General features: G+C 70.1%; 12 protein-coding genes. 6 read left to right on the plus strand and 6 right to left on the minus strand.

Annotated elements, in window-relative coordinates:
* Positions 1 to 30: 30 nt before the first annotated feature.
* From ACFUTX_RS01890 to ACFUTX_RS01905, 4 genes are read right to left on the minus strand one after another with little or no spacing between them, the layout of a single operon-like run.
* The gene (locus ACFUTX_RS01890; RefSeq protein WP_378861038.1) at positions 31 to 801 is read right to left on the minus strand and encodes an ABC transporter ATP-binding protein; all 771 of its coding nucleotides are present in this window, start codon (positions 799 to 801) and stop codon (positions 31 to 33) included.
* Positions 802 to 824: 23 nt separating this feature from the next.
* A complete protein-coding gene (locus tag ACFUTX_RS01895; RefSeq protein ID WP_378860499.1) occupies positions 825 to 1,832 on the minus strand; it encodes an ABC transporter ATP-binding protein in 1,008 nt (335 codons plus the stop codon).
* On the minus strand, positions 1,822 to 2,799 hold the full coding sequence (locus ACFUTX_RS01900) for a branched-chain amino acid ABC transporter permease (RefSeq protein WP_378860500.1): 978 nt from the start codon (positions 2,797 to 2,799) through the stop codon (positions 1,822 to 1,824). The genes ACFUTX_RS01895 and ACFUTX_RS01900 overlap by 11 nt, the downstream gene beginning before the upstream one ends.
* Before the next feature lie 3 nt (positions 2,800 to 2,802).
* The gene (locus ACFUTX_RS01905; protein WP_378860501.1) at positions 2,803 to 4,107 is read right to left on the minus strand and encodes a branched-chain amino acid ABC transporter permease; all 1,305 of its coding nucleotides are present in this window, start codon (positions 4,105 to 4,107) and stop codon (positions 2,803 to 2,805) included.
* 292 nt (positions 4,108 to 4,399) lie between these two features.
* Between ACFUTX_RS01905 and guaB the strand changes: the two genes are divergently transcribed.
* Positions 4,400 to 5,902 (plus strand): IMP dehydrogenase, encoded by a 1,503-nt coding sequence (guaB, locus tag ACFUTX_RS01910; protein WP_378860502.1) that lies wholly within the window; start codon positions 4,400 to 4,402, stop codon positions 5,900 to 5,902.
* A gap of 18 nt (positions 5,903 to 5,920) precedes the next feature.
* On the opposite strand, the gene ACFUTX_RS01915 is transcribed toward guaB, so the two are convergent.
* Complete coding sequence (locus ACFUTX_RS01915; protein ID WP_378860503.1) at positions 5,921 to 7,057, minus strand: FAD-dependent oxidoreductase; 1,137 nt, start codon at positions 7,055 to 7,057, stop codon at positions 5,921 to 5,923.
* A gap of 54 nt (positions 7,058 to 7,111) precedes the next feature.
* Between ACFUTX_RS01915 and ACFUTX_RS01920 the strand changes: the two genes are divergently transcribed.
* Complete coding sequence (locus tag ACFUTX_RS01920; RefSeq protein WP_378860504.1) at positions 7,112 to 7,735, plus strand: TMEM175 family protein; 624 nt, start codon at positions 7,112 to 7,114, stop codon at positions 7,733 to 7,735.
* 30 nt (positions 7,736 to 7,765) lie between these two features.
* On the opposite strand, the gene ACFUTX_RS01925 is transcribed toward ACFUTX_RS01920, so the two are convergent.
* Positions 7,766 to 9,220, minus strand: a complete 1,455-nt coding sequence (locus ACFUTX_RS01925; protein ID WP_378860505.1) for a DHA2 family efflux MFS transporter permease subunit — start codon at positions 9,218 to 9,220, stop codon at positions 7,766 to 7,768.
* Between the two features lie 94 nt (positions 9,221 to 9,314).
* On the opposite strand from ACFUTX_RS01925, the gene ACFUTX_RS01930 reads away from it, so the two are divergent.
* The 4 genes from ACFUTX_RS01930 to ACFUTX_RS01945 all read left to right on the plus strand — a co-directional run bounded on the left by ACFUTX_RS01930 (position 9,315) and on the right by ACFUTX_RS01945 (position 12,321).
* Positions 9,315 to 9,965, plus strand: a complete 651-nt coding sequence (locus tag ACFUTX_RS01930) for a TetR/AcrR family transcriptional regulator (RefSeq protein WP_378860506.1) — start codon at positions 9,315 to 9,317, stop codon at positions 9,963 to 9,965.
* A 30-nt stretch (positions 9,966 to 9,995) separates the two neighbouring features.
* Positions 9,996 to 10,307 carry a DUF2277 domain-containing protein gene (locus tag ACFUTX_RS01935; protein WP_378860507.1) on the plus strand — a complete coding sequence of 104 codons (312 nt, stop codon included), beginning with the start codon at positions 9,996 to 9,998 and terminating at the stop codon, positions 10,305 to 10,307.
* Between the two features lie 47 nt (positions 10,308 to 10,354).
* Positions 10,355 to 11,473 carry a GuaB3 family IMP dehydrogenase-related protein gene (locus ACFUTX_RS01940; protein ID WP_378861039.1) on the plus strand — a complete coding sequence of 373 codons (1,119 nt, stop codon included), beginning with the start codon at positions 10,355 to 10,357 and terminating at the stop codon, positions 11,471 to 11,473.
* A 77-nt stretch (positions 11,474 to 11,550) separates the two neighbouring features.
* Positions 11,551 to 12,321 carry an SURF1 family protein gene (locus tag ACFUTX_RS01945; RefSeq protein ID WP_378861040.1) on the plus strand — a complete coding sequence of 257 codons (771 nt, stop codon included), beginning with the start codon at positions 11,551 to 11,553 and terminating at the stop codon, positions 12,319 to 12,321.
* Position 12,322: the final 1 nt, after the last annotated feature.

The raw sequence follows: 12,322 nt of genomic DNA on the forward strand, positions 1-12,322 counted from the left end.
CTTCTTGTCGTCGTGCTTGCCGCTGCGTGCTCAGACGCCGTCTGCGCCCAGCGTCCCGAGGTACAGGCCGATGACCTTGGGGTCGTTCAGCAGATCGCGGCCGGTGCCCTCGTAGGCGTCGCGGCCCTGGTCGAGGACGTAGCCGCGGTCGCAGATCTGCAGGCAGCGACGGGCGTTCTGCTCAACCATGATCGTCGTCACGCCGGCCTTGTTGATGTCGGAGACGCGGATGAACGCGTCGTCCTGGCGGACGGGCGAGAGACCCGCCGACGGCTCGTCGAGCAGCAGTACGGCCGGGTCCATCATGAGGGCACGGGACATCGCCACCATCTGACGCTCACCGCCCGACAGCGACCCGGCACGCTGCTTGAGGCGCTTGCCGAGCTCGGCGAAGATGCCGGTCACGAAGTCGAGGCGCTCGGCGTACTGCTTCGGGGCCTGGTACAGCCCCATCTGCAGGTTCTCCTCGATCGTGAGCGACGGGAAGACGTTGTTCGTCTGCGGCACGAAGCCCACGCCCCGCGAGACGAGCCGGTCGGACTTCAGGCCCACGACGCTCTCGCCGTTCACCGTGATCTCGCCCGAGCGCACCTTCACCATGCCGAAGATCGACTTCAGCAGCGTCGACTTGCCGGCGCCGTTCGGTCCGATGATGCCGATGAGCTCGCCCTTGCGCGCGACCAGGTTGGCGCCGTTGATGATGTTGATGCCGGGAAGGTACCCCGCGAACAGGTCGGTGACCTCGACGACCACGCGGTCCGTGCGGGCCGCCTCGGTCGCACCCGCGCCGGTCGTCGAGATCGGTCCCGGGGACGGTGCGTTGCTCACTTGTTCTCCTCCTCGGCCTCGGCGATCGACGCCTCCTCGGCCTCCTTGATCTCCTCGAGCAGCTCTTCGCCCTCGGCCCCCAGCTCGCCCTCGACACGCCCCGTGACGACGCCGAGGTCGACGTCCTGGTGGCTGCCGAGGTAGGCGTCGATGACCGCCTTGTCCTGCATGACGGTCTCGGGCGGGCCCTCGGCCACCACGCGGCCCTCGGCCATCACGACGACCCAGTCCGCGATGTGGCGCACCATGTGCATGTCGTGCTCGACGAACAGCACCGTCATGCCGAGATCCTTCAGGTCGAGGATGTGATCGAGCAGCGACTCGGTGAGCGCGGGGTTCACGCCGGCCATCGGCTCGTCGAGCATGACCAGGGTCGGGTCGCTCATCAGCGCGCGGGCCATCTCGAGCAGCTTGCGCTGGCCGCCCGAGAGCGACGCGGCGTAATCGTCGGCCTTCGCGTCGAGCTTGAAGCGCGCGAGCAGGTCCCGGGCCTTCTCTTCATTGCCGTCGTCCTGCTTGCGCCAGAGCGCCGGGATGATGCTCGCCCACAGCCGCTCGCCCTTCTGCGAGGTCGCGCCGAGCTTCATGTTCTCGAGCACGGTCAGCAGCGACAGCGCCTTGGTGAGCTGGAAGGTGCGCACCTGGCCCATGCGGGCGACCTTGAACGACGGGATCCCCGAGAGGTTCTTGCCGTCGAACGACCACGTGCCCGAGTTGGGCTTGTCGAAGCCGCACAGCAGGTTGAACAGCGTCGTCTTGCCGGCGCCGTTCGGTCCGATGAGGGCCGTGATGGCGCCGCGCGGGATCTCCAGGTGGTCGACGTCGACCGCGGTCAGGCCGCCGAAGCGGCGGGTGACGTTGTCGATGACCATGATCGGGTCGTTCTTGGCGACGCCCGGCGTGGGCTCGCCCTTCGCGAGGCCGGTGGTCTTGGGGCGGCGGATGCTGCCGGTCGAGGTGGTCGCCTCGGCTGCCGGCTCCGAAGGTGTGCTGTTACTTGACAAAGGTCAGCTCCCTCTTGTTTCCGAAGATGCCCTGAGGGCGGAAGATCACGATCAGCATGAGCGCGACACCGACGAGGATGAAGCGGAGCGTACCCGCCTGCACCGACGAGATGGGCAGGACGCCCGAGTTCGCCAGCGCCGGAAGCACGTTGCCGAGGAAGCCCATGATCACCCAGAAGATCACCGACCCGACGACGGGACCGAACACGGTCGCCGCGCCGCCGAGCAGCAGGATCGTCCAGATGAAGAACGTGAGCGAGGTGGTGTACGTGGCGGGGACCACTGCCGAGGGGAGCGCGAAGACCACGCCTCCCAGAGCACCGAACACGCCACCGATGATGAGCGCCTGCATCTTGTACGCGAAGACGTTCTTGCCGAGCGAGCGCACCGCGTCCTCGTCCTCGCGGATGCCCTTCAGCACGCGGCCCCACGGGCTGCGCATGAGCGCCCACACCAGGTAGACGGCGATCGCCAGCAGGATGATGCCGAACACGCGCACCCACAGCTGGTCGGCCGTCCACGTCCACGGGCCGAACCCGTAGGTGCCCTCCGGGAACGGGTTCGCCCCGCGGAACCCGGCGTGGTACCCGCCGAGGCCGTCGGCGGAGTTCGTGAACTCGTCGAAGAGCTGCGTGGTGAGCGCGAGGCGCACGATCTCGGCCGCCGCGATCGTCACGATGGCGAGGTAGTCGGCGCGCAGCCGCAGGGTCGGGATGCCGAGGATGATCGCGAAGACCACCGAGGCGAGGCATCCGACGATGATGCCCACCCACCACGGCCAGCCGAACGTGAGGATCGAGATCGCGTAGCCGTAGGCGCCGAGCGCCATGAAGCCGGCCATACCGAAGTTGAGCAGGCCCGCGTAGCCGAAGTGCACCGCGAGACCGGTCGCCGCGAGGGCGTACGCGATCGTCTCGGGGCTGAACAGCCAGTACGCCGTGTTGTTGAGAATCTGTCCCCAATCCATGGCCTAGCCCAGCCTCTCTTTGCGACCCAGGAGGCCTTGTGGCCTCACCAGGAGGATGACGATGAGTACCGCGAGCGCACCGACGTACTTCATGTCCGGCGGGATGCCCAGCAGTGTCGAGAGTTCGACCAGGATGCCGACGATCAGCGAGCCGATGAGGGCGCCGAAGGCGGTGCCCAGTCCGCCGAGCGTGACGGCGGCGAAGATCAGCAGCAGCACCTGCACGCCCATGTCCCACTTCACACCGGGGCGGAAGTAGGCCCACAGCACACCGGCGACGGCCGCGAGCGACGCCGACAGGATCCACACGATCCGGATCACCCGGTCGACGTTGATTCCGGATGCCGCGGCCAGGCCCGGGTTGTCGGAGATGGCGCGCGTCGCCTTGCCGATCCTGGTGCGCAGCAGCCAGTACGCGACGGCGAGCAGCAGCACGATCGAGATGCCCATCGACACCAGGTCGATCCACGACACGGCGATGGGGCCGAAGCGGATGTCGCGCGGAGAACCGGCGCCGGGGAGCTGGTACGTGGCACCGCCGATGAAGAACTGGTAGGTGTACCGCAGCGCGAGCGAGAGGCCGATGCTCACGATCATCAGCTGCACGAGGCCGAGGCCGCGGCGCCGCAGCGGCTTCCACAATCCCGCGTCGAGCGCCCACCCGAAGGCCGCGCCGAAGAGGACGACGATCGGGATGACGATCCACATCGGCAGTGCGAAGTTGACGCCGAACACGAGCGCGATGATCGCGCCGAAGGTCAGCATCTCGCCGTGCGCGAAGTTCGACAGGCCCGTGGTGCCGAAGATCAGGGAGACGCCGACGGCGGCGAGGGCCAGGAGCAGGCCGAAGTTGATGCCGTTGATGAGGCGCTCGGTGAACTGGTCCCAGAACGAGGTGGTGATGCGCTCGCCCTCGCCGAGGAAGAGGTTGACGATCTTCGTGCCCGTCGCGCCGAAGGCGACGTCGAACGATGCCGTCGTTCCGGACTTCGGCTCGATGCCCTCGGGCAGCTGCGCCGGGTCGACGATGACGCCGTCGGGCAGGGTGTCCTCATCGACCGTGAGGACGTACTCCTCTTTCTCCGGGACGTAGAGACGCCACTTGCCCTCGGCGTCGGTGATCGTCTCGGCCTCGAAGCCGTTGCCCTCGATCTGCATCGTCACACCCTCGACCGGCTCGCCGTCGAAGGTGATGATGCCGCCGAAGTAGAACGCGGTCTGCTCTTGATCACCCCCGGGGGTGTCCGGCGCGGTTGCCGACGCCTGAGCGCCGGTCGGCGAGGCCAGCAGCACAAGCGCGGCGGCCATCAGCACTCCGACGAGGACGACCGCCCATCGGGCGTATCTCCTCGCGATCACAGTCGTAGGACCCACAGAACCTCCAGTTGCGGCACCACGCGCACCGAAGCCTCGGGTCGCATCGGCCGTGATGAACGACGGTACGACTGTAATGTGTCGGCGGTGTTTCGCCTACTTGTCCCGGAGGGGCGGTATGGAATCGGAATCTGCGCCGCACGGCCCCGTGCCGGGGGGATCGGGCGCGGGAACAATCGGGGGCTCCCGCGACTTAGAATCGAGTACCTAGAACGCGGGAGAATTCATGGAGCACCACGACCCCTTCGGCTTCGTCGGACTGACCTACGACGACGTCCTGCTGCTGCCCGGGCACACCGACGTCATCCCGAGCGAGGCCGACACGTCTTCGCGGGTCACCCGCCGCATCACCGTGGCCACGCCGCTGATCTCGAGCGCCATGGACACCGTGACCGAGTCGCGCATGGCGATCGCCATCGCTCGCGAGGGCGGTCTGGGCATCATCCACCGCAATCTCTCCATCGACGAGCAGGCGGCGATGGTCGACCGGGTCAAGCGCAGCGAGTCGGGCATGATCACCGACCCGATCACGACCACTCCCGACGCGACGATCGACGAGGTCGACGCGCTGTGCGCCACGTACCGCATCTCGGGCCTGCCGGTCATCGACGACGAGGGCCGCCTCGTCGGCATCGTCACCAACCGCGACATGCGCTTCGTGTCGGGCTTCGAGCGCCAGAGCACCAAGGTGCGCGACGTGATGACGAGCGAGAACCTCGTCACCGGCCGGGTCGGCATCGGGGCCGGCGAGGTCATCTCGCTCTTCGCCCAGCACCGCGTCGAGAAGCTTCCCCTCATCGACGACGAGGGCAAGCTGGCCGGCCTCATCACCATCAAGGACTTCGACAAGAGCGAGAAGTATCCGCTCGCCACCAAGGACGACCAGGGCCGGCTGCGCGTGGGCGCCGCGATCGGATTCTTCGGCGACGCGTGGCAGCGTGCCGAGGCCCTGCGCGACGCGGGCGTCGACGTGCTCGTGGTCGACACGGCCAACGGCCAGTCGGCCGGCGTGATCGACATCGTCCGCCGGCTCAAGGCCGATGCGAGCTTCGACCACATCGACGTCATCGGCGGGAACGTCGCGACCCGCGACGGCGCGCAGGCGCTCATCGACGCCGGCGTCGACGCCGTCAAGGTGGGCGTCGGCCCGGGCTCGATCTGCACGACCCGCGTCGTCGCCGGCGTGGGTGTCCCGCAGGTGACCGCCGTGTACGAGGCATCCCTCGCCGCCCGCGAAGCCGGGGTGCCCGTGATCGCCGACGGCGGCCTGCAGTACTCGGGCGACATCGCCAAGGCGCTGGTCGCCGGAGCCGACACGGTCATGCTCGGCTCGTTGCTGGCCGGCACCGACGAGTCGCCGGGTGAGATCGTCTTCCAGGGCGGCAAGCAGTTCAAGCAGTACCGCGGCATGGGCTCGCTCGGCGCGCTGCAGACGCGGGGCAAGAAGACGTCGTACTCGAAGGACCGCTACTTCCAGGCCGACGTGCCCAGCGACGACAAGCTGATCCCCGAGGGCATCGAGGGCCAGGTCGCCTACCGCGGACCCGTGTCGGCGGTGGCCTACCAGCTCGTCGGCGGCCTGCGCCAGTCGATGTTCTACGTCGGTGCCCGTACGGTCGAGGAGCTCAAGGCGAAGGGGCGCTTCGTCCGCATCACCGCCGCCGGCCTCAAGGAGTCGCACCCGCACGACGTGCAGATCGTGGTCGAGGCGCCGAACTACAAGAAGTAGGGTGCCCGGCGCCGACAGTCACGCGAACCGGAAGGGCTCCGCCGCTCGAGCCGCGTCGTCCGTGGCGAGGGCGGCGAGCACGGTGCCGACCGCGGGCGTGAACTTGAACCCGTGGCCCGAGAAGCCCGCGCCCACGACGACACGTCCGCGGCGGTCGAGCACGAAGTCCTCCGACGGCGTCGACGTGTAGGTGCAGCTGATCGGCGCCGCCGTCAGGGGGTCGAGTCCCGGGAACCACTCCCGCACGTACTCCTCGAGCCGGGCGGCCAGCGCGGGCACCGCCCGAAAGGTGCGGTGGTCGGGGTCGACGACGGCGCCGACATGGTGCAGCCCGACCTTGACGCCTTCGCCGGGGGTCGGCATCCCGTACACGTGACCCGGATACGGGGCGTGACCGGCCGACCCGGCGCCGTGCCCGACGAGGTGGTTGAACGACGGCCACTCGTGCGAGGGGTCGCGCGGCCGGAAGTGCGCGGGGCTCTCCTCCGTCACCGTGAGCGTCGGAAGAGGGACGGATGCCGGGACCAGGCGTGTCGTCCATGCACCGGCGGTCACGACCACGGTGTCGGCCTCGATCGTCCGGACGCCCGATGCGGTGTCGACGTCGACGCGGACGCGATCCCCGCGATCGTCGATCGCGACGACCCTCTGCGCGAAGCGGACGTCCGCGCCGTGCCGCCGTGCGGCCGCCTCGAGCGCTTCCAGCGCGGCCGCCGCACGCACGACGCCGGCGTCGGGCGTGAACAGCACGTCCTGCTCGAACCGCATCCCGCGCCACCGGGCGGCAGCCTCCGCGGCGCCGAGCACCGTTGCCCGCTCGCCCCGCGCGACCAGGGCGGCGTGCACGCGCGCGACCGCGTGGTCGTCGCCGTGCGTGACCAGACCGTGCAAGCGCAGGAGCGGCTCGCCCGTCTCGCGTGCGAGGTCATCCCATCCCGCGCGGGCGGCCTGCAGCAGGTCGAGGTAGTGATCCTCGCCGTAGGCGTTGTTGAAGTTCCGGGTCGCGCCGTGCGAGGCGCCGCGCGCATGCCCCCGTTCGAAGCGCTCGAGCGTCACGACGCGGCATCCGGCGCGCGCCAGCTGCCACGTCGTCGCCAGGCCCATCGCACCCGCTCCGACCACGACCACCGACGCTCGACCGCCCGCGACTCCCATCGGGCCATCCTCTCAGCGGAGGCGCCCTGAGGTCGCCGTCGTTACGCTGTGCTCATGATCCGGCAGCGGCGGCACCCGGCGGCGACGCTCCGCACGACGCGGCTCGAAGCGTTCACCGACGGGGTCTTCGCCATCGCGGCGACCCTCCTCGTGCTCGATCTCACCCAGCACTCGCTCGGCGAGGTCTCGTCGGACGCTCAGATGTGGACGGCCCTCGCGGGCATGGGCGAACTCTTCCTCAACTTCGCGCTCAGCTTCGTGCTGCTCTGCCTGCTGTGGATGGTGCACGTGCAGCAGTTCGAGCACATCGCGCGCGTCGACTCGGCCATGGTGTGGCTCAACAACGGCCGGCTGCTCTTCGTCGTGCTCGTGCCGTTCGCCACCAACCTCACGACCCAGTACTCCGAGTTCCTCGCAGGCCGGCTCGCGATGCCCGTCACGTTCTTCCTCGCGATCCTGTTCAGCTGGCTCCAATGGCGGTGGGCGGTCGGGCGCCGCGAGGCGATGCTCCCCGATCTGTCGGCGACGGATGCCACGGCCTACGGCCGCGCGTCGCTCAGCGCTCTCCTCATCGCCGCCGTCGTCGTCCTGCTGGCGCCCTTCGTCGGCTCGGCGGCCTTCCTGCTCTTCCTCCTCGACCCGGTCCTGACACGGCTGCTGCGAGGGAAGAGCGACTGATCGCCCGTCCCTCGCAGCAGCGGGGGAGTGTCACCCGACGGGTTCGAGCGCGCGCTGCTCGTCCGCCGCGCGCGTGGCCGAGGCATCCGGTGCCGTCTCGGACCGCCCGGCCGGCAGGAGCAGCGCCACGAACGTCGCGGCGAGCAGCACGGCCGCCCCGGTGAACACCGCCGGGCGCGCTGCGTCCACGTACAGGTCGGGCGTGAGCGCCCCGCCGGCGCCGACGAAGATCGCCGTCATCACCGCCGTGCCGAGCGCGACGCCCAGCTCGCGCACGGTGGAGTTCACCCCCGAGGCCTTGGCGTGGTCGATGAGCCCGAGCGTCGCGAGCAGCGCGGTCGCGGACGGCGCGAACACGAGCGCCATGCCGATCCCGGCCAGGAGGAAGGGGACGATCAACGTGGGGTACTCGAGGTCGGGCGACATGACCGCCGCGATCCAGCCGAGGGCGACCGCCTGGAGCCCGAGGCCGACCACCATGAGCGCACGGGTGCCGACGCGCGGCGCGAGGATGCCGGCGATCGGCGCGACGAACATCGGCGCCAGCGTCCACGGCGTCGTCTGCAGGGCGGCTTCGAAGGGGGTCGAACCCTGCACGACCTGCAGGTACTGGATGAGGATGAAGACCGACCCGAAGGTGCCGAAGCTGAAGGCGAAGCCGATCGCGTTCGTGACCGAGAACGACCGGTCGCGGAAAAGGCGCAGCGGCACCAGCGGCGCGGGCGTGCGTGCCTGCCAGAAGAGGAAGCCGATCAGGAGGAGCGCCCCGGCGGCGAGCTCGACGATGACGCCGACCGAGTCCCACCCGTCGTCGTTGCCGCGGACGATCGCGTGGACGAGGGCCAGGACCCCCGCCGCCGCGAGGATCGCGCCCGGGACGTCGATGCGAGCGCGTGCGCCGAAGTCGTTCGGCAGCACGAGCAGCGCGAGAGGGATCGCGATGATCGCGACCGGCACGTTGATCCAGAAGATGGCCTGCCACTGCCAGCCCTCCATGATCGCGCCGCCCACGAGCGGGCCCACGGCGACGCCGAGGCCGGAGACGCCGCCCCAGATCCCGATGGCCAGGGGGCGCCTCTCGGGGGCGACGGCTCCGCTGAGCAGGGCGAGCGACAGCGGCAGGACTCCCGCCCCGCCGAGCCCCTGCAGCGCCCGCGCGGCGATCAGCTGCCCGGGGTCGGTGCTCAGTGCCGCCAGCACCGAGCCCGCGCCGAACACGGCGATGCCGATCGCGAACACGGTGCGGCGGCCGAAGCGGTCGCCCAGCGCGGAGGCGACGAGGATCGCGCCGGCGAACGCGAGCGTGTAGGCGTTGACGAACCACTGCAGCTCTTCGACGGACGCGCCCATCTCGGTGTGGAGCACCGGCAGGGCGTTCGTCATGACGAGGTTGTCGAGGGTGGCCATGAACATCGGGAGGGATGCCGCGGCCAGCACGAGCGCGAACGGACGCGTGCGGCGGCGGGCGGGCGATTCGAGGGTCATCGGAGGCTCCGGAGTAATTGGATGATTACTTACGTGGGTCAATGTAGTAATCGACTGATTACAAAGTCAAGTCATTCGCTGATAACCTGTCCGCATGAGCACCGTCACCGTCGATGAAGCCGAGGCGGGCAAGCGCCTGTCGTCCGACGAGCGCCGCCGTCAGATCCTGGTCGCCGCCGTCGCCGTGTTCGGGGCGCGCGGGTACGAGGGCGCGACCACCGACGAGGTGGCGCGCGCCGCCGGCGTCAGCCAGCCGTACGTCGTGCGGCTGTTCGGCTCGAAGGAGAATCTCTTCCTCGCCACGATCGACGACGCCCTCACGCGTCTGCTGGCGGCCTTCCGCGCGGCGCTGCCCGACGACGGGGCGGAGCGCGAGCCCGGCGTCACCGAAGAGAAGGCCCGGGCGAAGCGCATCGGCCAGGCCTACGTCGATCTGCTCACGGTGCGGGGCCTCCATCAGACGCTCGCTCACGCCTATCTGCTCGGCAGCCACCCGGTCATCGGCCCGGCGGCGCGCAAGGGCTTCGCGTCCGTGTGGCGGTTCTTCCGCGACGAGATGGGACTGGATGCCGACGGGGCGCGCGCGTTCATGGCCGAGGGCATGCTCATCAGCACGATGATCGGGCTCCGGCTCGTCGACGACTACGGCTCCGACCCGCAGATCACCGAGCTTTTCCGGTCGTGCTTCCCGACCGAGCTTCCGCACGTGCTCGACGTCGTCCCGCGCGGCACCGAGCCCTGGTGAGGCCTCGCGGCCCGGCGTAGGGTCGGCAGCATGTGTCGAAACATCGTCCCGCTCCACAACTTCGAGCCGGCCGCCACCGACGACGAATGCCATGCCGCGGCGCTGCAGTTCGTGCGCAAGATCACCGGCACCACCAAGCCCTCGAAGGTCAACCAGGAGGTCTTCGATCGGGCGGTCGCCGAGATCGCCCACGTGACGCGGCACCTGCTCGACGACCTCGTCACCACGGCGCCCCCGAAGAACCGCGAAGACGAAGCGGCCAAACGCCAGGCCCGGTCCGCCGACCGGTACGAGGCGCTGCGCGCGTACCAGCAGGAGAAGCGGGCGGCCGCGGCATCCTGAACCCCCCCGGCCCCTTTCCGGTCGCCGGGTAGGCTGGGCACGTGAGCATGGACATCGAACTCGGCCGCGCCAAGCGCGCGCGCCGCGCGTACACGTTCGACGACATCGCGGTCGTGCCGTCCCGGCGCACCCGCAACCCCGAAGACGTCTCGACGACGTGGACCATCGACGCGTTCAGCTTCGACATCCCCGTGCTCGGCGCGCCGATGGACTCGGTCGTGAGCCCGCAGACCGCGATCATGCTCGGTCAGCTCGGCGGCCTGGGCGTGCTCGATCTCGAGGGCCTGTGGACGCGCTACGACGACCCCCAGCCGCACCTGGCCGAGATCGCCGGTCTCGAGAAGGCGGCCGCCACCCGCCGCATGCAGGAGCTCTACTCCGAGCCGATCAAGCCCGAGCTCGTGCGCGACCGCCTCGCCGAGATCCGCGCGGCGGGCGTCACCGTCGCGGGCGCCCTGACGCCGCAGCGCACCCAAGAGCTCTACGAGACGGTGGTCGCCGCCGGGGTCGACCTCTTCGTGATCCGCGGCACCACGGTCTCGGCCGAGCACGTGTCGTCGGTCGATCAGCCGCTCAACCTCAAGAAGTTCATCTACGACCTGGACGTGCCGGTCATCGTGGGCGGCGCCGCCACGTACACCGCCGCGCTGCACCTCATGCGCACGGGCGCGGCCGGCGTGCTCGTCGGATTCGGCGGGGGTGCGGCATCCACCACCCGCGCCACCCTCGGGCTGCACGCGCCGATGGCCACCGCCGTCGCCGACGTCGCGGGCGCTCGCCGCGATTACCTCGACGAGTCGGGCGGGCGCTACGTCCACGTCATCGCCGACGGCGGCGTGGGCACCTCGGGCGACATCGTCAAGGCGCTCGCGATGGGGGCCGACGCCGTAATGCTCGGCGTGGCGCTGGCGCGGGCGACGGATGCCCCGGGCCGGGGCTTCCACTGGGGTCCCGAGGCGCATCACGCCAAGCTCCCGCGCGGCCGCCGCGTGAAGGTCGACCAGGTCGCCTCGCTCGAGGAGATCCTCTACGGCCCCGCGCCGGTGGCCGACGGCACCGCCAACCTCATCGGCGCGCTCCGCAAGTCCATGGCCACCACGGGCTACTCCGACCTCAAGGAGTTCCAGCGGGTCGAGGTCGTGGTCGCGCCCTACAGCGCCGGATGACCTCTGCCGTGACCGATCCCGACCCGGGCGCGCGTCCGGTCGAACCCGAGGTCTTCCCGCCGACCTTGCGGGAGGTGATGGTCCGCCCGCAGTGGATCGGGCTGCTCCTGCTGTGCCTGCTCGTCGCCGGCGTGTTCGCGTGGCTCGGACAGTGGCAGCTCGGCCGCGCGATCGAGACCGATCCGCCGCCGCCGGGCGCGACCGAGCAGGTGCGCCCGCTCGCCGAGGTCGCCGGGCCGGGGGAGTACCTCCCCGAGCCGCTCGTCGGGCAGCGGGTGACCGCCGACGGGTCCTGGGTTCCCGGCGACTTCATCGTCGTCGAGTCGCGGTTCAACGACGGGGTCGAAGGCTACTGGGTGACGGGACAGCTCCGGCTCGCCGACGCCCCCGCGCCCACGTCGGTGGCCGTCGCCATCGGCTGGGCGCCGACGCTCGACGACGCACAGAAGGCGGCGGACCGCCTCGACCGCGAGGCATCCGCGTCACCGGACGCGGTGGTGACCGTCACGGGCAGGCTCATCTCCGACGAGGGCGCCGTCCCGCCGAGCGCCGCGGACGACCCGCAGACCCTCACCCGGATGTCTCCGGCCGCCCTGCTCGGACGCTGGCACGACATCGACGGCCTCGAGGTGTACCGTCCGTATCTCGCGTCGGAGGAGGCATCCGGCTCCCTCGTCGACATCTCGTCGCCGGCGCCCGAAGAAGGCTCGAACGTGAACTGGCTCAACATCTTCTACGCGGTCGAGTGGGCGATCTTCGCGGGCTTCGCCTTCTACCTCTGGTACCGGCTCGCGCGCGACGCCTGGGAGCGCGAGGTCGACGAGCTGACCGAGCCCGAGAGCGTCTGAG

The organism is Microbacterium sp. NPDC057407, from assembly GCF_042803895.1.
GTDB lineage: Bacteria > Actinomycetota > Actinomycetes > Actinomycetales > Microbacteriaceae > Microbacterium.